The 22,202-nt window shown below is 62.7% G+C and carries 20 protein-coding genes and 1 pseudogene; 9 read left to right on the forward strand and 12 right to left on the reverse strand.

Annotated features, from left to right (window positions below):
- Window positions 1-24 precede the first annotated feature (24 nt).
- Entirely contained in the window at window positions 25-201 is a 177-nt protein-coding gene (locus FA94_RS38405) for a DUF3563 family protein (protein ID WP_081936309.1), read from the forward strand.
- Window positions 202-298: 97 nt separating this feature from the next.
- On the opposite strand, the gene FA94_RS36080 is transcribed toward FA94_RS38405, so the two are convergent.
- The 7 genes from FA94_RS36080 to FA94_RS36110 form a co-directional block, all read right to left on the reverse strand.
- Complete coding sequence (locus FA94_RS36080; RefSeq protein WP_035561122.1) at window positions 299-757, reverse strand: TspO/MBR family protein; 459 nt, start codon at window positions 755-757, stop codon at window positions 299-301.
- A 57-nt stretch (window positions 758-814) separates the two neighbouring features.
- The gene (locus FA94_RS36085) at window positions 815-2,314 is read right to left on the reverse strand and encodes a cryptochrome/photolyase family protein (RefSeq protein WP_035561124.1); all 1,500 of its coding nucleotides are present in this window, start codon (window positions 2,312-2,314) and stop codon (window positions 815-817) included.
- Window positions 2,315-2,548: 234 nt separating this feature from the next.
- Window positions 2,549-2,968: an organic hydroperoxide resistance protein gene (locus tag FA94_RS36090; RefSeq protein ID WP_035561127.1), complete on the reverse strand. Its 420-nt coding sequence runs from the start codon at window positions 2,966-2,968 to the stop codon at window positions 2,549-2,551.
- Window positions 2,969-3,137: 169 nt separating this feature from the next.
- Window positions 3,138-3,590, reverse strand: a complete 453-nt coding sequence (locus FA94_RS36095; RefSeq protein WP_035561131.1) for a MarR family winged helix-turn-helix transcriptional regulator — start codon at window positions 3,588-3,590, stop codon at window positions 3,138-3,140.
- 160 nt (window positions 3,591-3,750) lie between these two features.
- Window positions 3,751-4,557 (reverse strand): BPSS1780 family membrane protein, encoded by an 807-nt coding sequence (locus FA94_RS36100; protein WP_035561134.1) that lies wholly within the window; start codon window positions 4,555-4,557, stop codon window positions 3,751-3,753.
- Window positions 4,548-5,543, reverse strand: a complete 996-nt coding sequence (locus tag FA94_RS36105) for a homoserine kinase (protein ID WP_035561137.1) — start codon at window positions 5,541-5,543, stop codon at window positions 4,548-4,550. Before FA94_RS36105 ends, FA94_RS36100 begins: the two co-directional genes overlap by 10 nt.
- Before the next feature lie 302 nt (window positions 5,544-5,845).
- On the reverse strand, window positions 5,846-6,241 hold the full coding sequence (locus tag FA94_RS36110) for a hypothetical protein (RefSeq protein WP_035561139.1): 396 nt from the start codon (window positions 6,239-6,241) through the stop codon (window positions 5,846-5,848).
- 200 nt (window positions 6,242-6,441) lie between these two features.
- Here FA94_RS36110 and FA94_RS36115 point away from each other — a divergent pair, with 200 nt between their 5' ends.
- Entirely contained in the window at window positions 6,442-7,968 is a 1,527-nt protein-coding gene (locus FA94_RS36115) for an AMP nucleosidase (RefSeq protein ID WP_035564047.1), read from the forward strand.
- Window positions 7,969-8,002: 34 nt separating this feature from the next.
- Here FA94_RS36115 and FA94_RS36120 read toward each other — a convergent pair whose 3' ends face one another.
- Together FA94_RS36120 and FA94_RS36125 are read right to left on the reverse strand one after the other, a co-directional pair.
- Entirely contained in the window at window positions 8,003-8,533 is a 531-nt protein-coding gene (locus FA94_RS36120) for a chromate transporter (RefSeq protein WP_035561141.1), read from the reverse strand.
- Window positions 8,530-9,098: pseudogene (locus FA94_RS36125) on the reverse strand (chromate transporter). The gene FA94_RS36120 and the pseudogene FA94_RS36125 overlap by 4 nt, the downstream one beginning before the upstream one ends.
- A gap of 97 nt (window positions 9,099-9,195) precedes the next feature.
- On the opposite strand from FA94_RS36125, the gene FA94_RS36130 reads away from it, so the two are divergent.
- Window positions 9,196-10,113 carry a transcriptional regulator GcvA gene (locus FA94_RS36130; protein WP_035561144.1) on the forward strand — a complete coding sequence of 306 codons (918 nt, stop codon included), beginning with the start codon at window positions 9,196-9,198 and terminating at the stop codon, window positions 10,111-10,113.
- Window positions 10,114-10,204: 91 nt separating this feature from the next.
- Here the strand turns inward: FA94_RS36130 and FA94_RS36135 are convergent, their stop codons facing one another.
- Window positions 10,205-10,948: an LOG family protein gene (locus FA94_RS36135; protein WP_035561148.1), complete on the reverse strand. Its 744-nt coding sequence runs from the start codon at window positions 10,946-10,948 to the stop codon at window positions 10,205-10,207.
- A 1-nt stretch (window position 10,949) separates the two neighbouring features.
- Here FA94_RS36135 and polA point away from each other — a divergent pair, with 1 nt between their 5' ends.
- The 3 genes from polA to FA94_RS36150 all read left to right on the forward strand — a co-directional run bounded on the left by polA (window position 10,950) and on the right by FA94_RS36150 (window position 16,227).
- The gene (polA, locus tag FA94_RS36140) at window positions 10,950-13,691 is read left to right on the forward strand and encodes a DNA polymerase I (protein ID WP_035561159.1); all 2,742 of its coding nucleotides are present in this window, start codon (window positions 10,950-10,952) and stop codon (window positions 13,689-13,691) included.
- A gap of 155 nt (window positions 13,692-13,846) precedes the next feature.
- Window positions 13,847-15,196 (forward strand): NAD(P)/FAD-dependent oxidoreductase, encoded by a 1,350-nt coding sequence (locus FA94_RS36145; protein ID WP_035561161.1) that lies wholly within the window; start codon window positions 13,847-13,849, stop codon window positions 15,194-15,196.
- 158 nt (window positions 15,197-15,354) lie between these two features.
- Window positions 15,355-16,227 (forward strand): dienelactone hydrolase family protein, encoded by an 873-nt coding sequence (locus FA94_RS36150; protein WP_035561163.1) that lies wholly within the window; start codon window positions 15,355-15,357, stop codon window positions 16,225-16,227.
- Between the two features lie 100 nt (window positions 16,228-16,327).
- Here the strand turns inward: FA94_RS36150 and FA94_RS36155 are convergent, their stop codons facing one another.
- On the reverse strand, window positions 16,328-17,197 hold the full coding sequence (locus FA94_RS36155) for a sulfurtransferase (protein ID WP_035561164.1): 870 nt from the start codon (window positions 17,195-17,197) through the stop codon (window positions 16,328-16,330).
- A 192-nt stretch (window positions 17,198-17,389) separates the two neighbouring features.
- On the reverse strand, window positions 17,390-18,496 hold the full coding sequence (locus FA94_RS36160) for an aromatic ring-hydroxylating oxygenase subunit alpha (RefSeq protein ID WP_035561168.1): 1,107 nt from the start codon (window positions 18,494-18,496) through the stop codon (window positions 17,390-17,392).
- Window positions 18,497-18,804: 308 nt separating this feature from the next.
- Here FA94_RS36160 and FA94_RS36165 point away from each other — a divergent pair, with 308 nt between their 5' ends.
- The 3 genes from FA94_RS36165 (at window position 18,805) to dxs (ending at window position 21,984) form a co-directional block, all read left to right on the forward strand.
- Window positions 18,805-19,113 (forward strand): exodeoxyribonuclease VII small subunit, encoded by a 309-nt coding sequence (locus tag FA94_RS36165; RefSeq protein ID WP_035561172.1) that lies wholly within the window; start codon window positions 18,805-18,807, stop codon window positions 19,111-19,113.
- On the forward strand, window positions 19,110-19,991 hold the full coding sequence (locus FA94_RS36170; protein WP_035561174.1) for a polyprenyl synthetase family protein: 882 nt from the start codon (window positions 19,110-19,112) through the stop codon (window positions 19,989-19,991). The genes FA94_RS36165 and FA94_RS36170 overlap by 4 nt, the downstream gene beginning before the upstream one ends.
- A gap of 85 nt (window positions 19,992-20,076) precedes the next feature.
- The gene (gene dxs / locus FA94_RS36175) at window positions 20,077-21,984 is read left to right on the forward strand and encodes a 1-deoxy-D-xylulose-5-phosphate synthase (RefSeq protein ID WP_035561177.1); all 1,908 of its coding nucleotides are present in this window, start codon (window positions 20,077-20,079) and stop codon (window positions 21,982-21,984) included.
- Window positions 21,985-22,202: the final 218 nt, after the last annotated feature.

The following is a 22,202-nucleotide window of genomic DNA, read 5'->3' on the forward strand; positions in this document are numbered from 1 at the left end:
TAACACTCATTGTCGAGGTTGACCATGTACCTGCTTAGCCGCCTGTTCCTGTTTCTGACCAAATCGCCCGATCAGCTCGCGAAAGAACGCGCCGACGCTTTCCTCGCCGAAGCCACCGATCTGTACGATCTGGAATTCCGTATGCGCAAGCTGGACCGCGAAGCGAATCCGCGTCAGCCGTCGTGGATGAGCCAGCACTAAGCTGCGCAAAGTTGAAGCATCGGCGGGAATTGAAACGCCGGTGTTCGGGGTGAAGCGCCCAAGCTGTTACGTGCACTCAGCCAAGCCGAGACACACGCTACACGGCCGGATTCAATTGCCACAACGCGTGATTTAACACCGCGGCGAACGCCACCCAAGCTACATAAGGCACGAGCAGTCCGCCTGCCCAGCGATCTCGTCGCCAGAACGCGAATGTCAGCACGGCGATCAAGACCAGTAGTATCGCGATATCGATCAGCGCCATGTCCGGTCGGTGCAGGCCGAAGAAGAGCCACATCCATGCTGCGTTGAACAGCAGTTGAACGGCCCATAAGACGATCGCGGCGCTCAGCCCATCGCGTTTCCACACGCGCCACGCGGCAATCGCCATGAGCACATAAAGCACCGACCACGCCGGCGGAAACACCCAGTTCGGCGGATTGAACGCAGGCTTTTGCAGCGCTGCGTACCAGGCGTCGGGTAGAAACTGGCTCGCGACTAATGCGGCGGCCAGCGTCAACAGCAAAAATACGATCAGCGACGGCAGACGACGCATTCCGATTGCCTCCATGTCAGGCATTTTCAATTCAGTCCCAATGATGTAAGCGGGCACTCACTTGCCGAAACGAGCCAGCGTACGCGCTCGCGCTTCCGCGTGATCGACGATCGGCGCGGGATAATCTTTGCCCAATACCACCCCGAATTCCGCCAGCCGTTCTGTGCCAGCTAGCCACGGTGCATGAATCCATTTGGGCGGCAGCTTCGCCAGTTCCGGTAAATAGCGTTTGATGAAACGCCCCTCGGCGTCGAATTTTTCGGACTGCGTGATCGGGTTGAAGATCCGGAAGTACGGTTGGGCATCGCATCCCGTCGACGCCGCCCACTGCCAGCCGCCGTTATTCGCCGAAAAATCGAAGTCGTTCAGTTGCTCGGCGAAATAACGCTCGCCGAGCCGCCAGTCCACACCCAGATCCTTCACCAGAAAACTCGCCGTCACCATCCGCAAGCGGTTGTGCATGTAGCCGGTGCGGTTCAGTTGCAGCATTGCGGCATCGACCAGCGGATAACCGGTGCGGCCGTCGCACCAGGCGGCGAATGCCTCGTCCGCTTCCGGACCTTGCTCCCACCGCAGGCGCTCGTACTCTTCTTTGAACGACGCGCCGCTCGCCAGCCGCGGGTGATGCGCCAGGATCATGAAGTAGAAATCCCGCCAGATCAGTTCCGATAACCACGTGGCCGAGCCTTGGCCGTCGGGTTGCAGCGACATCTCGTGGGCGAGGCGCGCGAGCGTGCGAATCGAGACGGTGCCGAAGCGCAGGTGCATCGACAGATAGCTTGGGCCCTTGGACGCGGGAAAGTCGCGCCGATCGGCGTAGCTGTCGATGCGGGTCATGAAATCGTCGAGGAGCTGCTGCGCGCCGCTCACGCCGGTGGGCAGCGCCAGTTCCGCGAGATTGCTCGGCGCGAAACCAAGCTGCTTGAGTGTCGGCAATTGCCGATCCAGCGCAGCCGGCGGCGTGGCCAGATGTTCCGCGTAGGTTTCCACCGGATACGGCTTCAGATCGAACGCCGTCAATTGCTTGAGCCACGCGTTCTTGTACGGCGTGAACACGGTGAACGGCTTCTTCTGGCCAGTCAGCACCTCGTCGCGCTCAAAGATCACCTGATCCTTGAAGGTCAGCAATTGGCGTCCGGCGTCGGCGAGACGTTCCTGCACCGTTTCGTCGCGCGCGATCGCCACAGGCTCGTAGTCGTGATTCGCGAACACCGCGTCCACGCCGAGCTGGTCGGCAAGCTTCGGCACCAGGTCGGCCGGATCGCCGTACAGCACGATCAGGCCGCCACCTTCTGCGCGCAGCGCCTCGTCCAGTTCGCCCAGCGCCGCCAGAATGAACTCGATGCGGCGGTCCTGCACAGGCGTATCCGGATGACGCGCCTGCCAGGCGTCGATTAGCGGCTGAAGGATGGTCGTGTCGAACACGAACACGCACCACACGCGCTCACAATGTTTGAGCGCGTAGTAAAGCGCGGCGTTGTCCGTGCCGCGCAGGTCGCGGCGGAACCAGACCAGACCGGTTTCGAAGGAGTCGTTCAGTCGTCGGACGCGTGTCATCGGGTGCGGAAAGAGTCGGGTGAAGGTTGTGGTGGCTGGCGTCCAAAGCGCGGTATGGGGCGCCAGCGCCAGCACCAGCGCATTAAGGGATCGGATTGTCGTCGCACATTGCGTGCCGCGTCCAGAAACGACAAAACGCCCGCCCCTATTGTGCCGGGAGCGGGCGCCGTTTGCGGCGGCGCGGTTTGCCGCGCCATATCGCGTGATGCTTCAGCAATTCACCGAGGTCGCAGCTTACGCGACTTGCAGGCGAACCGCGACGTTGTTGCGCGTGGCGTTCGAGTACGGGCAAACCTGGTGAGCGGCGTCGACCAGTTCCTTCGCGGCGGCTGCCTCGAGACCCGGCAGCGAGACGCGCAGTTCGATGTCGAGTGCGAAACCGCCCTGGTCGTTCGGGCCGATACCGACTTCCGCGGTGACTTGTGTGTCAGCCGGCAGCGTCTGCTTGTGCTGACCGGCGACGAACTTCATCGCGCTCAGGAAACACGCCGAGTAGCCGGCGGCAAACAGTTGTTCCGGATTCGTGCCCGCTGTACCGTTGCCGCCCAGTTCGCGCGGCGCCGCCAGCTTAACGTCCAATGCGTTGTCCGCCGATACGGCGCGACCGTCGCGGCCACCGGTGCTCGTTGCGCTGGTCTTGTACAGAATGTTCATGGTGCTGCTCCTTTGTCTCGGTTGTCAGGATCTGCATGGTTGCCGCCGTTTGCCCGCCGTCCGGGCGAAGCGCTTTGGAAGCGGCATGTGACTAAGATAGTACACTAATCATTAGTGTGCAAATTAAATTTCACATGGCACCGATGGCCGACCCGATGTGCCAGGCGGGCTAGTGGTCCATGTAATCGTTGAGGGTAGCCCGCAAACGTGTCAAATCGTCGCGCAGACGCAGCAGGAATTCCGGCGTCTGCTGGGTCGCGCAGAAAATTTCGGCGGGCACTTCGCGCGCCTGGCGCTTCAGCGCGATGCCGGCTTTGGTCAGGCGGATGTACACCAGTCGTTCATCGTCGACGCCGCGTACCCGCTCCAGCAGGCCTTGCGACTCAAGACGCTTGAGCAGCGGCGTGACCGTCGCGGAATCGAGATTCAGGCGCGCGGCCATGTCCTTGACCGTGACGTCGTCGCTCTCCCACAGCGCCAGCATGGCCAGGTATTGCGGATAGGTGAGCCCTAGCTTGTCGAGCAGCGGCTTGTAGGCTTTCGTCATGGCAAGCGAAGTCGAATAGAGCGCAAAGCAAAGTTGCTCGTCGAGCGTGAAGGGCAAAGCGGGGCGCTGGGTCATGATGCATCTCGTCTGGAATAGCGCACAAATAGATTGCGCACAAACTATTGTGCCGCAAATCACTGTACGTTGACGAGTGTTGGGGAACGACGGGGGAACGGAAGGAAGGGCGGGCGCCAGAACGGCGCCCGCGTCTGAACAGCTTTCAGTCAGGCTTGAATCAAGCCGCCGGCGTGGTCGGCAGATCCGGCGTTTCGGGCGTTTGCACGCCGAAACAGCCGCGGTACGTCGCGTAAAACGAGCAATACAGCATGGTCGTGACGATCATCGTGGCGGGCATGAGCACCGCGAACGCGAAGTCGGCTGCGCCCAGCGCCTGCATCAGTGCCGACAAACCGAGCGAGACTGTGGTCGCCGCAGCGAACCACAACGCGCCGAACACGATAAACGCGCCACGATTGCGCCAGCAGCTGACCACGCTGAAGAACATCGCCTTCATGGGCGGCACGTCGTGCCAGGCGGCGAGAATCGGCGAGAACCAGAAAATCATCGCCACCGGAATGTAGAGCGCAAAGGCGGCGACGATCGCGAGCGGGATATTGCTGTTGGCGATCGCTTCCTGGTCCATGGCGGCGGCGCCGAGCATGACCTTCAGCAGCATGCCGCCGTCGGCGAGCGCCGAACCGGCCAGCACCAGCGCCATCGCGACCACATACAGCACGCCAAGCACCAGCAGCCGTTTGGCGACCACCTGACCGTACGAGTGAAAGCCATCTACCAGAATGGTCGGGAACACCGGCTTGCCCGCGATCGTATTACGGCACGCGGCCATGAAGCCGACCGCGACGCCCGGGATGAACGCCAGCGGCAATACGCCGCCGATCACCGGAATCTGCGCCACGAGCGTCATGACCAGCAGATAGGTGAAGAACAGCGTCAGGAAAGCGAGCGGGTTCTTGCGGAACAGCCAGATACCCTGCCGGAACCATACGTAGCCGGTTTTCGCGGGGACTTCGATCAGTTGCATGAGGTATGAATGCCTGGGAGTGCAACGCCGGAAAGGCGTTCGCGCAGAATGCGCTCGAAATGGCCGGGGTCGTGCGGTTTGAGTAGTTCAGCCGCGCGTGGCAAATGAAAATCATACAGGCGCGAGACCCAGAAACGGTACGCACCCGCGCGCAGCATGTCGCCCCAGTGGCGGTTTTCTTCGGCGGTGAACGGTCGCACGGTCTGATAGGCGCGCAGCATGGCCTCGGTGCGCTCGTCGTTCAGCGTGCCGGTGGCGAGGTCAACGCACCAGTCGTTGACGGCGACCGCGATGTCGAACAGCCACTTGTCGCAGCCGGCGAAATAGAAGTCGAAGAAGCCGCCGAGGCGCACCTCATGTCCCGTGTCCGGCGCGGCGTGCGCGAACATGGCGTTGTCGCGGAACAGGTCGGCGTGGCAGGGGCCTTCGGGCAGCGCGGCGTAATCGGCCGAGGCGAAGAACGCTTCCTGATGCGCCAGTTCGGACACCAGCAGGTCGCGCTGCTCGCCTTCCAGAAACGGCAGGACGGTCGGCACGGTTTCCTGCCACCACGGCAGGCTACGCAAATTCGGCTGGTAGCGCGGATAGTCGCGGCCCGCGAGGTGCATACGCGCCATCATCTGTCCGACTTCGACGCAGTGTTCGATGCCTGGCGACAATTCCGGCGCGCCTTCCAGCTTGGTGACGATCGCCGCGGGCTTGCCGCTCAGCGTGCCGAACAGCGTGCCGTCTTCGCGCGGCAGCGGATCAGGCACGGGCACGCGATGCGCGGCCAGATGCTGCATGAGGTCGAGATAGAACGGCAGTTGGTCGGCCGTCAGCTTTTCGAAAATCGTGAGGACGTATTCGCCGCGCGTCGTCGTCAGAAAGAAATTGCTGTTCTCGATGCCGGACGAGATGCCACGCAACTCGACGACGTCGCCGAGATCGTAGTGGCACATCCATTCAGCTAGTTGGGATTCGGTGACAGCGGTGAAGACAGCCATGCGGGAAACGTCGGATCAGGTTGGTCGGGCTGGCTCGGTGCGGCCAGTGCGAGGTGTGGCAAAAGCGGTGACAAAAAACGGTGGTGAAATGGCGACAACAGCAAAGACACGAAACGCTGACGGATGCGGTGTCGAACACACGGTCCGTCAGGGCCGTCGAGCGAGCGCGGTATCACCACGCCGTATCGCTTAAGTTAAGTCCGTTCGGCAAGCGGGCTGAAAGCCCGGGAGACGTTGCGCAACGTAGGCGCATCCGGCTCGGCGGTCCGCACAGGACCGTCGCGCCGCGACGTCTCAAACCATCAATAGCTCAAATGCACGGACGGCAAACGCGTGCTGGCCTGGCCGTTGTCGCGCACCTTCGGCGATGTGTCGAGCGGCGCGCTCATCTGATAGCGCGTGCCGAGGTTCGAATGCACATTGATTTCGACGGGCTTGCCTTTGTCGCGGTATTCGGTGATTTCGGTGCCGTTGCCGCTTTTTTCGTAGAAGCTCGGTGTACGCGGGACATTGATTTCGACCTTCGAACTGACCTCGGCGGCCGGACGATTGATCTTCTCCAAATCGGGCAAGCCGGCGCGTTCATTGGCCGACTGGGGTGCACCGGGGGCCGGAGTGTCATCGACAGGCTGGGCAGCCATCGCGGCGTTGCCAAAGGCGAGAGCCAGTGCAACGGCGACGGGAAGGAGCGGCTTCATGGTGATTCTCCAATATGGTGGCCCGATTCTAGCAAATCCAGCCAGGCCTACGGGCGCGATCGCCTTATTTTGCGCCGCTTTCGCGCGGCGCGCGCGCAATCTTGCCGGGCCTGCGGAGGCAGAGGTTGCACGCGCTGCAAGGTCATTTGGCGATCGCGGGTTCCGTGGTAATGTCGTTGCATCAATCGAGGCGAATGAAGATGAACAACGATACCAATCAACGCGCGGTGCAGACTCCCGCCAACAGCTTCCCAACCGAATCCTTCGACGACGCCACCGAGGCCGTCACCTACCTCTCGGCGATTTACGAAGCAAACACCTCGTTCCTGCGCGACGCTTTTGCGCGCTACCGCCGCAACGAATTGTTCGAACGCCGGGTGCGCGCCTGCTACCCGTTCGTACGCGTGCGGACCGAGGTCAATACGCACATCGACTCGCGTCGCTCGTATGGTTTCGTCGCGGGTCCGGGCATGTTCGAGACGACCGTGACGCGGCCGGATCTGTTCGGCGACTACTATCGCGAGCAACTGCGTTTGCTTGCCAAGAATCACCATGTGAAGATCGAAGTGGGCGTGTCGGAGCAACCGATTCCAATTCACTTCGCGTTCGCCGAGGGCATTCACCTTGAGGGCGATCTGGATCGCGAACGCCTGTTCCTGATGCGCGACGTGTTCGACGTGCCCGACCTCGCGCTGCTCGACGATCGTATCGTCAACGGCACGTATGAGCCGCTGCCGGGCGAGCCGCATCCGCTCGCGCTGTTCACGGCGGCGCGGGTGGATTTCTCGCTGCATCGGCTGAAGCACTATACGGCGACGTCGCCCACGCATTGCCAGAACTACGTGCTGTACACGAACTACCAGTTCTATATCGACGAGTTCGTCAAACTCGGCCGCACGATGATGGCCCATACCGACGACGAAGAACTGCGCGCCTATCGCAGCGAATACACCTCGTTTGTCGAACCCGGCGACGTGATCACGTACAACGAGAATCTCGGCGAAGAGACGCAGGAAGGCACCCCGCCGCCGCGTCTGCCGCAGATGCCCGCGTATCACTTGAAGCGCGCGGACGGCAGCGGCATCACGATGGTCAACATCGGCGTCGGGCCGTCGAACGCGAAGACGATCACCGATCACATTGCCGTGCTGCGTCCGCATGCGTGGATCATGCTCGGCCACTGCGCGGGTCTGCGCAATACGCAGCGTCTTGGTGACTACGTGCTGGCGCACGGCTATGTGCGCGAGGATCACGTGCTCGACGACGACTTGCCGCTGTGGGTGCCGATTCCGGCGCTCGCCGAAGTGCAGGTGGCGCTGGAGCGCGCGGTCGCGCAGATCACCCAGCTGGACGGCGTCGAACTTAAGCGCGTGATGCGGACCGGCACCGTTGCGAGCGTGGATAACCGGAACTGGGAGTTGCGGGATCATCGCGAGCCGGTGCAGCGCTTGTCGCAAAGCCGCGCGGTCGCGCTCGATATGGAAAGCGCGACGATCGCCGCGAACGGCTTCCGTTTCCGGGTGCCTTACGGGACCTTGCTTTGCGTTTCCGATAAGCCGCTGCACGGCGAGTTGAAGCTGCCGGGCATGGCCGATCAGTTTTATCGCGCGCAGGTCGATCAGCATCTGCAGATCGGCGTGAAAGCGATGGAGCTATTGCGGATGAACGGGTTGCATCGCTTGCATAGCCGGAAGCTGCGGAGTTTTGCGGAAGTTGCGTTTCAGTAAGTCAGCCTCAGCAAGCTTCAAGCGGGTTCGGGCCTCACATCTGCCCGAACCCCGTCAACCCGATCAAACTCCCCGCCGCCAGCAGCCACAGCGGATGAATCCGCGTCTTCAACGACAACGCCGCCGTAAACGCAGTAATCCCCCAGGCAATCGCCGTCGGGTCGGACGCCTTGGCGATCAGCACCGCGCTCGCCGCGACAATTCCGGCTGTTACCGGCACCAGCCCCAGTTGCGCGTAACTCCGCCACGGACGGTCCTTAAACCGTTCCCACGCATGCAACGCCAGTATCGTCACAATCGACGACGGCCCGAACTTCGCCACGGAAGTCACCAGCATTCCCGCCCAACCGGCCACGTGCCAGCCGACCAGCGTGACGATCATCAGATTCGGCCCCGGCGCGGCCTGCGCGAGCGCGAACAGGGCGCTGAATTCGCTGGCCGGCATCCAGTGATGCACGTCCACCACCTGGCGCTGCATCTCCGGGAGAATCGTATTGCCGCCGCCGAACGCGAGCAGCGAAAGCTGACTGAAAATGACTGCGAGGGCAATGAGCGTGTCGTTCATCGTGCGCTCCTCGACGCGATGTAGATGCTGAGCGGCGTCAGGACCAGCATGGTCGGCAGCAGCGGCAGCCGCAAGATAGCAATCGCGATGAAACCGAGCACGGCAATCAGCGCGGCCAGTGGTTTCCCACGCAACGGCAGCACGATCTTCACGGCCATCGCGATCAACAGCCCGGCCGCCGCCGCGGCAAGTCCCGCAAACAGATGACGAACATGCGGGTCGTTCTGCGTATGTTCGTACAGCACGCCGAGCCCGATCACCACCAGCGAAGGCCCGCGATCAGCCCAAGCAGGCCGGCCAGCGCGCCCGGCACGCCGCGAAAGCGCATGCCCATGGCCACCGACAGATTGATGACGTTGCCGCCAGGGAGAAATTGGCACAGACCCAGCAGGTCGGTGAATTCTTCGCCGCTCAGCCAGCGGCGTTGTTCGACCAGCGCGCGCCGCGCCAACGGCAGCGCGCCGCCGAAAGAGATCAGCCCGAGGCCGAGAAAACCGCCGAAAATTTCCCGCAGCGTGGGCGTCGGCGCCAGGCCGGTCCCGGACGAGGTGAGGTCGTGATCCATATCGCTAAGCTTCCAGTTCAAGCTCAGCAGGTTAACGCCGAACTGAGTGTATGCAAAACGATTTTTCGGCGCGGCTTTGTGACTTAGAATCACAAGCATGGCCCGTAACCTCCCTCCCTTTCCGGCGCTGCGCGCCTTCGAAGCCGCCGCGCGGCATGAAAGTTTCACCGCCGCAGCGAGCGAATTGCATGTGACGCACGGTGCAATCAGCCGCCAAGTCGCGGCTTTCGAAACGTGGCTCGGTGTGCAGGTGTTCCACCGTCGCGGCAAGCGCGTGCGTCTTACCGACGACGGTCGTCGCTATCTGTCCACCGTGCAGGCCGCGTTCGACAGCATCGCGCTCGCCACCGATCAACTGCGCGACACCGGCGTCGTGCAGGTGCTGCGCGTGAACGCGCTGCCCACCTTCGCGATGAAGTGGCTGCTGCCGCGCCTGCATCAGTTCCAGCGCAAGGTGCCGAATGTGGAGCTGCGGCTATCCACGTCGAACGCACCGGTGGACTCTCTGGAGAGCTTCGACGTCGCGGTGCGGCGCGGTCCGGCACATTGGCCGAATTGCGTGAGCGGTCATTTCCTGGGCGAAAGCGAGATTCCCGTCTGCAGTCCCGCGCTGTTGCAGCGCTCGCCGATCAAGGTCGCGGACGATCTCGCGCGACACGTGCTGCTGCATTCCGACACGCGGCCGGATGCGTGGAGCAACTGGTTATCGGCGGCTGGGGTGACGGTGAAATGCCGCAAGAAGCAGTCGTTCGACCACTTCTATCTGGCCTTGCAGGCCGCGGTGGATGGTCTCGGCGTGGCGCTCGGCCCGCTGCCGCTGCTCGCGGACGAGTTGGTATCGGGGCGGCTCGTGGTGCCGCTAGCCGGTCCGCGTATCGACGCGCGCGGCTACTGGTGGGTGGCGAGGCGGGAGGTTGCGCAAGCGCCGCTGGTGGCGCTGTTCTGCGAATGGCTGCAGGCGCAGGGCGATCAGACCGATATAACGGAAACGGGCAGCCTGGAGGCTGCCCGTTAGCGTTCACGAATGCATGGCATCGCGTTGTGTCGCATCAAACGGCGTTCACCTTGCACCAAAGCGCGAAGCAAACACCGAACAACCCAACGTCTTACAGATAGAACATCCGGTCTTCGTCCGACTTCGCCGGATGCGGCTCCGTCTCTTCACGGTCTTCATAAAACTTCAGCACCGCTTCGAGCACCTGGTCCGGATCGTCGATCACCTGCATCAGATCCATGTCGGCCGGATTGATCAGGCCCATGGGCGTGAGCGAATTCTTGAACCACGCGAGCAAGCCTTCCCAGAACTCGGCGCCCACCAGAATGATCGGCACGTGGCGCGACTTCTTGGTTTGAATCAGCGTGAGCACTTCGGCCAGTTCGTCCAGCGTGCCGAAGCCGCCCGGCATCACGATGACCGCGTCCGAGTTCTTCACGAACGTCACTTTGCGCGTGAAGAAATGACGGAAGCGCAGCGAGATGTCTTGCCACTGATTGCCCGATTGCTCGTGCGGCAGTTCGATGTTCAGGCCGACCGATGGCGCCTTGCCGGCATGCGCGCCCTTGTTGGCCGCTTCCATGATGCCGGGGCCGCCGCCCGAGATCACCGCGAAGCCTGCGTCCGACAGCTTGCGCGCGATTTGCGTGGCGAGTTTGTAGTAGGGAGAGTTCGGTTTCAGACGCGCTGAACCGTAGATGCTGACAGCCGGGCGAATCTCCGAGAGGTACTCGGTCGCCTCGATAAACTCTGCCATAATCGTGAACATCTGCCACGATGCGCGGGCCTTCTTAGCCGTAGCGCGCTCTTGATCTGCGAGTGATCGCAGACTCGGAATCACTTTTCTCTTAGTCATAATGCCTGAAGAACGAAGCCTTGAAGGTAAGACCCTGCTATTGGTCGACGGTTCGAGTTATCTGTACCGGGCCTACCATGCGATGCCTGATCTGCGCGGACCCGAGGGCGGTCCCACGGGTGCGCTCTACGGGATGATCAACATGCTGCGGCGCATGCGCAAGGAAGTCACAGCAGAGTATAGCGCGTGCGTGTTCGACGCCAAGGGCAAAACGTTTCGCGACGACTGGTATCCGGACTACAAGGCGAATCGTCCGTCCATGCCGGACGATCTGTCACGTCAGATCGAGCCGATTCATGTGGCGGTGCGCGCGCTCGGCTGGCCGCTGCTGATGATCGAAGGCGTCGAAGCCGACGACGTGATCGGCACGCTCAGCACCGCCGCGGAACAGCGTGGCATGAACGTGATCGTGTCGACTGGGGACAAGGATCTGGCGCAGCTCGTGTCGGATCATGTCACCCTCATCAATACGATGACGAACGAAAAGCTCGATCGTGCCGGCGTAATCGCCAAGTTCGGCGTGCCGCCGGAACGCATCATCGACTATCTGTCGCTGATCGGCGATACGGTCGACAACGTGCCGGGCGTCGAGAAATGCGGGCCGAAAACCGCGCTCAAATGGCTCACGCAGTTCGATTCGCTGGATGGCATCGTCGCACACGCGGACGAAATCAAAGGTGCGGTAGGAGACAATCTGCGCCGTGCGCTCGATTTCCTGCCGATGGCGCGCAAACTCGTCACCGTCGATCGCCATTGCAATCTGACCGAGCACATCGTGTCGATCGAGGAAAGCCTGCAAAGCCGGCCGGAGTCGCGTGAGGAACTGCGCGACGTATTCGCGCGCCACGGCTTCAAGACCTGGCTGCGCGAAGTGGAAATCGCCGAGGTCGTGGAGGGTCCGCAAGTCGACGCGGAGCCGGCGTTGTCGGTGGATCACGAGCGGCATTACGACACCGTGCAGACGTGGGAACAATTCGACGCGTGGTTCGAGACGATCAACGCGGCCGGACTGACCTCGTTCGATACCGAAACCACGTCGCTCGATCCCATGACCGCGCAGATCGTGGGTTTGTCGTTGTCGGTCGAGGCGGGGCGCGCGGCGTATGTGCCGCTCGCGCATCGCGGCCCGGACGCGCCCGTGCAATTGCCGCGCGACGAAGTGCTCGCGAAGCTCAAGCCGTGGCTCGAAAGCGCCGATCACAAGAAGGTCGGCCAGCATCTGAAGTACGACGAACAGGTGCTCGCCAATTACGGCATCGAAATGCGCGGCATCGAACACGACACGCTGCTGCAATCGTACGTGGTCGAATCGCACCGCACGCACGACATGGACAGCCTCGCGCTGCGTCATCTCGGCATCAAGACGATCAAGTACGAAGAAGTCGCGGGCAAGGGCGCGGGCCAGATCGGTTTCGACGAAGTCGCGTTGGAGCAGGCCGCGGAATACGCGGCGGAAGACGCCGATATCACGTTGCGTCTGCATCAGGCTTTGTATCCGCAAGTAGCCGCGGAGAAAGCGCTCGAGTACGTGTACCGCGATATCGAACTGCCCACCTCGCGCGTATTGCGCAAGATGGAACGCACCGGTGTGCTGATCGACGCGGAAAAACTGCGGCTGCAAAGCAGCGAAATCGCCGCGCGTCTGATTCAACTGGAAGCCGAAGCGTACGTGCTGGCCGGCGGCGAATTCAATCTCGGCTCGCCGAAACAGATCGGCCAGATCTTCTTCGAGAAGCTCGAGTTGCCGATCGTCAAGAAGACCCCGAGCGGCGCACCGTCCACCGACGAAGAAGTGCTGCAAAAGCTCGCCGAAGACTATCCGCTGCCGAAGATTCTGCTCGAACATCGTGGTTTGTCGAAGCTCAAATCGACCTACACCGATAAGTTGCCGCGCATGGTCAACACCACCACGGGCCGCGTGCATACGAACTACGCGCAGGCCGTGGCGGTCACCGGGCGTCTCGCATCGAACGATCCGAACCTGCAGAACATTCCCGTGCGAACCGGCGAAGGCCGCCGCATTCGCGAGGCGTTCATCGCGCCGCCGGGCCACAAGCTGGTGTCGGCGGATTATTCGCAGATCGAATTGCGCATCATGGCGCACATTTCCGGCGACGAATCGCTGCTGCGCGCGTTCTCGCAAGGGGAAGACATTCACCGCGCCACCGCAGCGGAAATCTTCAGCGTGACGCCGCTCGAAGTGTCTAACGATCAGCGGCGCGTGGCCAAGGTCATCAACTTCGGCCTGATCTACGGCATGAGTTCGTTCGGCCTCGCGTCGAACCTCGGCATTACGCGCGACGCGGCCAAGCTTTATATCGACCGCTATTTCGCGCGTTATCCGGGCGTGGCGCGTTATATGGACGAAACGCGCGTCAGCGCGAAGGCCAAGGGTTATGTGGAGACCGTCTTCGGTCGCCGCCTGTGGCTGCCGGAAATCAACGGTGGCAACGGTCCGCGCCGCCAGGCCGCCGAGCGCGCCGCGATTAACGCGCCGATGCAGGGCACGGCCGCCGACCTGATCAAGCTCTCCATGATCGCGGTGCAAAATTGGATCGAAGAGTCGAAGATCGGCACGCGCATGATCATGCAGGTCCACGACGAACTGATCCTCGAAGTGCCGGACGCCGAATTATCCGAAGTACGCAAGCGCTTGCCCGAATTGATGTGCGGTGTCGCCGACCTGAAAGTGCCGTTGGTCGCCGAGGTAGGCGCCGGCCTGAATTGGGAAGAGGCGCATTGACGCAGGTGTGACGGGATGCGATATCGTCGTGCGCATGTCACATATGCGCATTGATAGCTTGTGACAACCCGTGCTGCTCGCGGACAATCGCTGAAAGACGGCGCGTTGCGATGCGCCGTGCGACGCATAACCGATCAGCAAACACGGAGAGTTCAATGCATCGATTTATCGTCGTTGGCGGGGGAGCGGGCGGGCTGGAATTAGCCACGCGTCTGGGCGATCGCTATGCGCCTCACAAGAACAAAGGCGGCGTGCGCGCGCAAGTCACGCTCGTCGACCGCAATCCCACACATATCTGGAAGCCGCTGCTGCATGAAGTGGCGGCCGGCAGCATGGACCCGTTCACGCAGGAACTCGAATATGCAGCGCAAGCGCGCTGGCATGGCTTCGAGTTTCAGCAGGGCGAACTGGCCGGTCTGGACCGCGCCAATAAGCGTCTCACGCTCAGCACCGTGCTCGACGACGACGGCGCTGAGTTGCTGCCCGAACGCGAACTCGAATACGACACGCTGGTCATCGCGATCGGCAGCACCACGGCGTTCTTCGGCGTGAAAGGCGCGCCGGAGTTTTCGCTGGCGCTCGATACGGTCAGCCAGGCCGAGCGGTTCCGCAAACGTCTGATCGCGGCGTGCATGCGCGCGGAGCATCAGGTGCATGAGCCTGTTGAAGCGGTGCCGGACGTGGGCGTGCCCACCGAGCCGCGCATTCAGGTGGCGATTGTCGGCGGCGGCGCGACCGGCGTCGAACTGTCGGCGGAATTGCGCAACACCGCGCAGGTGTTGTCCGCGTACGGCTTGCATAAGCTCGATCCGCGGCATGACGTCGGCATTGTGCTGATCGAAGCGGGGCCGCGTATTTTGCCGGCGCTGCAGGAACGTGTTTCGACGGCGACCGCTGAACTGCTGACCAAGCTCGGCGTGAAGCTGATGATCGGCGAGACCGTGGCCGAAGTCGCGCCCGGCATGATTCGCACCGCGAGTGGCAAAACCGTGCGCGCCGATCTGACGGTGTGGGCGGCGGGCATCAAGGCGCCGGCGATTCTGAGCCAGCTCGACAGTCTGCCGGTCAATCGTCTGGGGCAACTCATCGTGCGCCGTACGCTGCAAACCGAGATCGACGACAACGTCTTCGCGCTCGGCGATTGCGCCGCGTGTCCGTGGCCGGGCAACGAGCGGAACGTGCCGCCGCGCGCGCAGGCCGCTCACCAGCAGGCGAGTTTTCTGATGAAAGCGCTCGCCGCGCGGCTCGACAACAAGCCGCTGCCGGAATTCACCTATCGCGACTTCGGCTCGCTGGTGTCGCTCGGGCATTTCAGCGCGGTCGGCAATCTGATGGGCGGCGTGATCGGCGGCAACATGCTGATCGAAGGGCTGTTCGCGCGGTTCATGTACATGTCGCTGTACCGGCTGCATATCGCCGCGCTGCACGGCTACGCGCGAATGGTGCTCGATACGTTCGCGCACTGGTTGCGGCGTACTACGCTGCCGCGAGTCAAGCTGCACTAAAGGCAACGGCGGGTCAGGGCAAGGGTGATTGCGAGGGCGAGGGTGGGGCGATGGGTGCCACGACCTTCGCTTCGCGAAGGTTGCATCTGCAACGGGATGCGCGGCAGGCGTATCCTGTTGCCTCCCTTACGCAACCTTTTGCAACCGAGGAGCGCCGCATGCTGAAACCTGAGATCGACAGCCTCGTCCCGCACGTTCCCTTCAATCGACGCACCTTCATCAAAGCCGCGCTCGGCACCGGATTCGCAGCCGCCGTGATGCCGGTGTCGGCACAAACCATCCATACCGATAGCGACGGCCTCGAAGCCGGCGAAGTGGCCGTGCGTTCCGGCGACACGCTGGTGCCCGCGTACCGCGCGCAGCCGAAGGGCAAGACGCATCTGCCGGTGATCATCGTCGTGCATGAGATTTTCGGCGTGCACGAGCATATCGCCGACGTGTGCCGGCGCTTTGCAAAGCAGGGTTATCTGGCGATTGCGCCGAATCTGTATGAACGGCAGGGCGATCCCACCGTTTATACGAGCATGCAGCAGCTCAACGAACAACTGGTCAGCAAAGTGCCCGACGATCAGGTCATGGGCGATCTGGATGCGACCGTCGCCTGGGCGGGCGAGCATGGCGGCGATCTGAACCGGCTCGGCGTGAATGGCTTCTGCTGGGGTGGGCGGATTGCGTGGCTGTACGCCGAGCACAATCCGCGATTGAAGGCGGGTGTGGCCTGGTATGGCCGCGTGACGGGGCAGAAAACCGCGATGAACCCCGCGAATCCGCTCGATGAAGTGGCGCAGTTGCATGCGCCGATGCTTGGCCTATACGGGCGCCAGGATCAGAGCATTCCGCAGGACACGCTCGAGCAGATGAAGCGGGCTATCGCGCAGGGTCCGGAGGCGGGGCGTGGGTCGCAGTTCGTGGTGTACGACGACGCAGGGCATGCGTTTTTCGCGGATTATCGGCCGAGTTATAAGAAGGCCGATGCCGAGGATGGCTGGCGGCGGGCGTTGGTGTGGTTCAGGCAGCATGGCGTGGCGTGAGGCGCAGAGTTCGACGACACGATTAAAAAAGCCGTTGCCGCTTTACAGCGGCAACGGCTTTTTGTTGCCAAACTAATCGGTAGTTCACGGCTACTTTCGCTTAAGCATTCGCCCCGGTGCCAATCGGCCGCTTCGAGTCCGCACTCCATTCGCTCCACGAGCCCGCGTACAACGCTGCGCCATGCAGACCGGCGACTTCCATCGCCACCGCATTGACGCATGCCGTCACGCCCGAGCCGCATTGCAGCACCACATGTTCCGGCGACGTATCGCCCAGCAGCGCGTGGAACTCTTCACGCAACGTGTGCGCGGGCTTGAAGCGGCCGTCGGCGGTGAAGTTGTCCTTGAAGAAACGGTTGAGCGCGCCCGGGATGTGGCCGCCGACGCGATCCAGCGTCTCGTTCTCGCCGCGATAGCGATCGGCCGCACGGGCGTCGACCACCACGCGTTCCTTCGAGGCGAGGTTGCGCTCGACCGTTTGCACATCGACGGTGACGGCCAGCGGCGCGGCCGCCTTGAAGTCGCCGGTATTCTGCGCCGGCACGTCTTGCGTCAGCGGCAAACCGGCGGCCTCCCAGGCCTGCAAACCACCGTCGAGCAGCGCGACCGCGTCATGGCCGAGCCAGCGCAGCAGCCACCACGCGCGAGCGGCGTACATGCCGCCCTGCGAGTCATAGGCGACAACCTGCTGCCCCTGCTTCAGTCCGCGCGACTCCAGCGTCTCCACGAGACGCGCCCGATCCGGCAACGGATGACGCCCGTTCGTGCCCGTCTTCGGCCCCGACAGATCGCGATCGAGGTTCAGGTAATGCGCGCCCGGCAGATGCCCGGCCAGATAGGCTTTTTCGCCCGCTTCCGTGTCGGCCAGATCGAACCGGCAATCGATGACGAACACGCTGCCCGGCGCAGCGGTGAGCCGTTCCGCGAGATTCGTCGCGGAGATCAGCGTGGTGTAGTGAGTGTGCGGCATGACGTCTCCTTCATACAGGCGATGGCGGCTCAGTTCAGCGGCATGACGCCACGAGCGGATGGCCGAGCTATCCCGTTAGTCTAAACAAAAAAAGACGGACCGAAGTCCGTCTTTCCTTGTGTTGGCGCTGCCTGCCGGCGCTGCCCGGGCGTGAAGCGGATCACATTCCGCTCAAACGCTGATCAGATCACATCAGATCGTGCCAAGTTCGCGCCGCAAGAACTCGTGGAAGTGCTGCATGCCGTCTTCCATTGGGCTCTGGTACGGACCAACCTGCGACTCGCCGCGATCCATCAACGCGCGGCGGCCGGCGTCCATGCGTTCGGCGATCTCGTCGTCTTCGCTGGCGGTTTCCATATAGGCGGCGCGCTCGGCTTCGACGAACTCGCGTTCGAACAGCGCGATTTCTTCAGGGTAATAGAACTCCACCACGTTGGTGGTTTTCTGCGGCCCGCGCGGAATCAGCCACGACACCACCAGCACGTGCGGATACCACTCGATCATGATGCCGGGGTAGTACACCATCCAGATCGCGCCGAATTCGGGCGGGTTGCCGCCGCGGAAGCGCAGCACCTCGTCGTGCCACTTGCGGTACGTCGGACTGCCCGGCTGCTCCAGATCCTTGTGCACGCCGACCGTCTGAACGCTGTACCACTCGCCGAATTCCCACGTCAGGTCGTCGCAATTGACGAAGCTGCCGAGGCCCGGATGGAACGGCGCGACGTGGTAATCCTCCAGATAGACCTCGATAAAGGTCTTCCAGTTGTAGTTGCACTCGTGCACTTCGACGTGATCGAACATGAAGCCCGAAAAATCGAAATGTTGGCTGGGGCCAAGGCGTGCCAGATCGCGCGCGACGTCACGCCCCTGCGCTTCGAACAACAGGCCTTGCCAGTTCTGCAGCGGCGTGGCGCCCAGATTCAGACACGGGTTGTCCGCGAAATGCGGCGCGCCGAGGAGCCGACCGTTCAGGTCGTACGTCCAGCGATGCAGCGGGCAGACGATATTCTCCGTCTGGCCGCGGCCGTTGAGCATGATGGCTTGCCGGTGGCGGCACACGTTCGACAGCAGCTCGACCTGCGACTGCTGGTTACGGACGAGCACACGCCCCTCGCTCTCGCTGGGCAAGGCAAAATAATTCCCCGCTTCGGGCACCATGAGATCGTGGCCGATGTAACGAGGACCTTTCTTGAAAAGGGTTTCGATTTCGCGCGTTAGAAGCGCTTCGTCAAAGTAAGCCGTGACTGGCAGCTGGCTGTGGACAGACCGCAACTGCAATGCATTGCTCAGATTGGACATTCCCACTCCCGTGAAGACGTGAAAGCAGTGAACAACCCAACCATCGAAGATTCGATTTAGGGAGCCCGCGATTATACCCGTTTCCCTTGGTCCGGGGCACGTAAGTAGTTCATTTGGATCAAAAATGTCGGGGAAGTTCGTGGTTTTTTTGCGCTGACCCAAGGATTCTTTTCTGAGACACTCAGCGGGCACGCACAGGGCAAATCGGGGATAAACGTAGGGGAAAGGCTCCGCGCAGGGCGGCGAGCGGATCGGAAATGTCGCTTTTGCCGTAGAATGTCCGACTTGTTTTAATTTTGCGACTATTCATGGCGAAGACCGCATCGAAAGAGGCTGCTGCCGCGCCAGCAGAAGGCGTCGACACCACGCCGCTGCCCGAGAACTACGAGGCCGCCCAGGCGGAACTGGAGGGGCTGGTGGCGCGCATGGAAAGCGGCAATCTCAGCCTCGAGGAGTCGCTGACCGCCTACCGGCGCGGCGCCGCGCTCGTGGCGTTTTGTCAGCAGCAGCTCGAAAAGGTCGAGCAGCAGGTGCGCGTGCTCGACGGTGAGACGCTCAAACCGCTGCCCATGAATAACGCAGGCACAGCCGCTACTGAGAGCGGGGACGACCTATGACATTCGAACCATGGATGCGCTCGGTACTCGAGCGCGTCGAAACGGCACTAGAACATTACCTGCCGACCGAGACCACCGAGCCGGCCCAACTGCATGAAGCCATGCGCTATGCGGTATTGGGCGGCGGCAAGCGGGTTCGCCCGCTGCTGTGCCACGCGGCCGGCGAGCTGACCGGCGCGCGCGCCGAATGCCTCGACGCGGCGGCGGCGGCACTGGAAATGATTCACGTGTATTCGCTCGTGCACGACGACATGCCCTGCATGGACGACGACGCGCTGCGGCGCGGCAAGCCTACGGTACACGTCCAGTATGACGAAGCCACGGCATTGCTGGTCGGCGACGCGCTGCAGGCACAGGCGTTCGTCGCGTTGACGTCGGAGGTTCTGGCGCCGGCACAGCAGGCTTCGCTCGTGCGTGAACTGGCGTTGGCGAGCGGCTCGATCGGCATGTGCGGCGGTCAGGCGATCGACCTGGCCAGCGTCGGCCATACGCTGACGCGCACCCAGCTCGAAACCATGCACCGCATGAAAACCGGCGCCTTGCTGCGCGCCGCGGTGCGCATGGGCGCGCTGGCAGGCGAGACGCCGGACGCGGACGCGATGCGTTCGCTGGACGCGTATTCGGCCGCTGTCGGCCTCGCGTTCCAGGTCGTCGACGATATTCTCGACGTCACGACCGACTCCGCGACGCTCGGCAAAACCGCAGGTAAAGACGCGAAGGACGGCAAGCCGACCTACGTGTCGATTATTGGGCTCGACGCCTCGCGTACGCTCGCAGCACAGCTGCGTAGCGACGCTCATGCTGCACTGGCGCCGTTTGGCGCACGCGCGCAGCGTCTTGCCGAATTGGCCGACCTGGTGGTGAACCGGGTTAGCTGAACGCGAAAGCCCGCCGCCGCGCATCTTCCCCACGAGGTGCATGTATGAAGTGCGGGCGCGTAAGTTTTCCTACAATGGAACGACGATGTACGACTTGCTGAAAACCATCGACGACCCGGCAGCCTTGCGCCGCCTCGATCGCCGCCAACTGCAACCGCTTGCCGACGAGTTGCGCGCCTTTGTGCTCGACAGCGTATCGCAGACGGGCGGCCATCTTTCGTCCAACCTCGGCACGGTCGAGTTGACCATTGCGCTGCACTATGTGTTCGACACGCCGCGTGACCGGATCGTCTGGGACGTCGGCCATCAAACCTATCCGCACAAGATCCTGACCGGCCGCCGCGACCAGATGCACTCGCTGCGTCAGCTCGGCGGCATCTCGGGCTTCCCGAAGCGTGACGAGTCGGAATACGACACTTTCGGCACCGCGCACTCCAGCACGTCGATCTCGGCTGCGCTCGGCATGGCGATCGCGAGCAAGCTGAAGGGCGAGCACCGTACGGGCATCGCCGTGATCGGCGACGGCGCGATGACGGCCGGCATGGCCTTCGAGGCGATGAACAACGCCGGCGTCGAAGACGACGTGCCGCTGCTGGTGATCCTGAACGACAACGACATGTCGATTTCGCCGCCGGTCGGCGCGCTGAATCGCCATCTGGCGCGTCTGATGTCGGGGCGCTTCTACGCCGCCGCGCGCGCCGGTGTCGAACGCGTTCTGCGCGTTGCGCCGCCCATGCTCGATCTGGCCCGCAAGCTCGAAGAGCACGCGAAGGGCATGATCGTGCCGGCCACGCTGTTCGAAGAGTTCGGTTTCAACTACATCGGCCCGATCGACGGTCACGACCTCGATTCGCTGATCCCGACGCTGCAGAACATCAAGGAACTGCGCGGTCCGCAATTCCTGCACGTCGTGACAAAGAAGGGTCAAGGCTACAAGCTGGCTGAGGCCGATCCGGTGCTGTATCACGGCCCGGGCAAGTTCAATCCGGCGGAAGGCATCAAGCCGGCTACCACGCCGTCGAAGAAAACCTACACGCAGGTGTTCGGCGAATGGCTGTGCGACGCGGCCGAGCTCGATCCGCGCGTGGTGGGCATCACGCCGGCCATGCGCGAAGGCTCGGGCATGGTCGAGTTCGAGAAGCGCTTCCCGGATCGTTATTTCGACGTCGGCATCGCCGAGCAGCACGCGGTGACGTTCGCCGGCGGCCTCGCCGCCGACGGCATGAAGCCGGTGGTCGCGATTTACTCGACCTTCCTGCAACGTGCCTACGATCAGTTGATCCACGACGTCGCGCTGCAAAATCTGCCGGTGGTGTTCGCTATCGACCGCGCGGGTCTGGTCGGTGCCGACGGCGCCACGCACGCAGGTGCTTACGACCTGGCGTTCCTGCGCTGCATCCCGAACATGACGGTGATGGCCGCGTCGGACGAAAACGAATGCCGTCAGATGCTGTACACGGCGTTGCAGCAGCCGAACCCGACGGCCGTGCGCTATCCACGCGGCGCCGGTACGGGTGTCGCAACCGTCAAGCAGATGGCTGTGCTGCCGATCGGCAAGGGTGAAATCCGTCGCGAGACTTCGCAACCCGCGGGCAAGCGGATCGCGATTCTGGCGTTCGGCACGATGGTCGCGCCGTCGCTGGCCGCCGCCGAGCAACTGGACGCCACGGTCGCGAACATGCGCTTCGTGAAGCCGCTGGACACGGATCTGGTCCGCCAGCTCGCCGAAACGCACGACGCCATCGTCACGGTCGAAGAAGGCTGCGTGATGGGCGGTGCGGGTTCGGCCTGCGTCGAAGCCCTGCTTGAAAGCGGCGTGTTGCGGCCGGTGCTGCAACTGGGCCTGCCCGATCAGTTCATCGATCATGGCGATCCGGGCAAGCTGCTCGCCGCGTGCGGTCTCGACGCCGTCGGCATCGCCAAGTCGATTCGCGAACGCTTTCTGTCGAGCGGCGCGGTCGGCGGTCAGTCGTCGGTGAAGCGCGTCGCTTAAAGCGTCGCATCAGGCGGCGCGGCTCGTCGCCCGAGCCGCGTTGCTATCGCGGTCATAGCAATCTCCAACTTGAATCGATGGGCCTTCTGGCCCATCATCCAACGCCGGCCGGGGCCGGCGTTCGCCGTTGCGCGACCTGATCCGCACGGCCGCCGAGCGCCCCCGAACTGTCGGTTCGCGACAGTCCGCGGCAGCCTTCCAAGGTGACTTCCTGCGGA

The organism is Burkholderia sp. 9120 (assembly GCF_000745015.1).
GTDB lineage: Bacteria > Pseudomonadota > Gammaproteobacteria > Burkholderiales > Burkholderiaceae > Paraburkholderia.

What these genes read in the sequence shown, in the direction of transcription:
- FA94_RS38405 (WP_081936309.1), top strand. Translation starts at nt 25, where the DNA reads ATGTACCTGCTTAGCCGCCTGTTCCTGTTTCTGACCAAATCGCCCGAT.
- FA94_RS36115 (WP_035564047.1), top strand. Translation starts at nt 6,442, where the DNA reads ATGAACAACGATACCAATCAACGCGCGGTGCAGACTCCCGCCAACAGC.
- polA (WP_035561159.1), top strand. Translation starts at nt 10,950, where the DNA reads ATGCCTGAAGAACGAAGCCTTGAAGGTAAGACCCTGCTATTGGTCGAC.
- FA94_RS36110 (WP_035561139.1), bottom strand. Translation starts at nt 6,241, where the DNA reads ATGAAGCCGCTCCTTCCCGTCGCCGTTGCACTGGCTCTCGCCTTTGGC.
- FA94_RS36150 (WP_035561163.1), top strand. Translation starts at nt 15,355, where the DNA reads ATGCTGAAACCTGAGATCGACAGCCTCGTCCCGCACGTTCCCTTCAAT.
- FA94_RS36085 (WP_035561124.1), bottom strand. Translation starts at nt 2,314, where the DNA reads ATGACACGCGTCCGACGACTGAACGACTCCTTCGAAACCGGTCTGGTC.
- FA94_RS36090 (WP_035561127.1), bottom strand. Translation starts at nt 2,968, where the DNA reads ATGAACATTCTGTACAAGACCAGCGCAACGAGCACCGGTGGCCGCGAC.
- FA94_RS36100 (WP_035561134.1), bottom strand. Translation starts at nt 4,557, where the DNA reads ATGCAACTGATCGAAGTCCCCGCGAAAACCGGCTACGTATGGTTCCGG.
- FA94_RS36155 (WP_035561164.1), bottom strand. Translation starts at nt 17,197, where the DNA reads ATGCCGCACACTCACTACACCACGCTGATCTCCGCGACGAATCTCGCG.
- FA94_RS36130 (WP_035561144.1), top strand. Translation starts at nt 9,196, where the DNA reads ATGGCCCGTAACCTCCCTCCCTTTCCGGCGCTGCGCGCCTTCGAAGCC.
- FA94_RS36135 (WP_035561148.1), bottom strand. Translation starts at nt 10,948, where the DNA reads ATGACTAAGAGAAAAGTGATTCCGAGTCTGCGATCACTCGCAGATCAA.
- FA94_RS36165 (WP_035561172.1), top strand. Translation starts at nt 18,805, where the DNA reads ATGGCGAAGACCGCATCGAAAGAGGCTGCTGCCGCGCCAGCAGAAGGC.
- FA94_RS36145 (WP_035561161.1), top strand. Translation starts at nt 13,847, where the DNA reads ATGCATCGATTTATCGTCGTTGGCGGGGGAGCGGGCGGGCTGGAATTA.
- FA94_RS36080 (WP_035561122.1), bottom strand. Translation starts at nt 757, where the DNA reads ATGCGTCGTCTGCCGTCGCTGATCGTATTTTTGCTGTTGACGCTGGCC.
- FA94_RS36170 (WP_035561174.1), top strand. Translation starts at nt 19,110, where the DNA reads ATGACATTCGAACCATGGATGCGCTCGGTACTCGAGCGCGTCGAAACG.
- FA94_RS36095 (WP_035561131.1), bottom strand. Translation starts at nt 3,590, where the DNA reads ATGACCCAGCGCCCCGCTTTGCCCTTCACGCTCGACGAGCAACTTTGC.
- dxs (WP_035561177.1), top strand. Translation starts at nt 20,077, where the DNA reads ATGTACGACTTGCTGAAAACCATCGACGACCCGGCAGCCTTGCGCCGC.
- FA94_RS36120 (WP_035561141.1), bottom strand. Translation starts at nt 8,533, where the DNA reads ATGAACGACACGCTCATTGCCCTCGCAGTCATTTTCAGTCAGCTTTCG.
- FA94_RS36160 (WP_035561168.1), bottom strand. Translation starts at nt 18,496, where the DNA reads ATGTCCAATCTGAGCAATGCATTGCAGTTGCGGTCTGTCCACAGCCAG.
- FA94_RS36105 (WP_035561137.1), bottom strand. Translation starts at nt 5,543, where the DNA reads ATGGCTGTCTTCACCGCTGTCACCGAATCCCAACTAGCTGAATGGATG.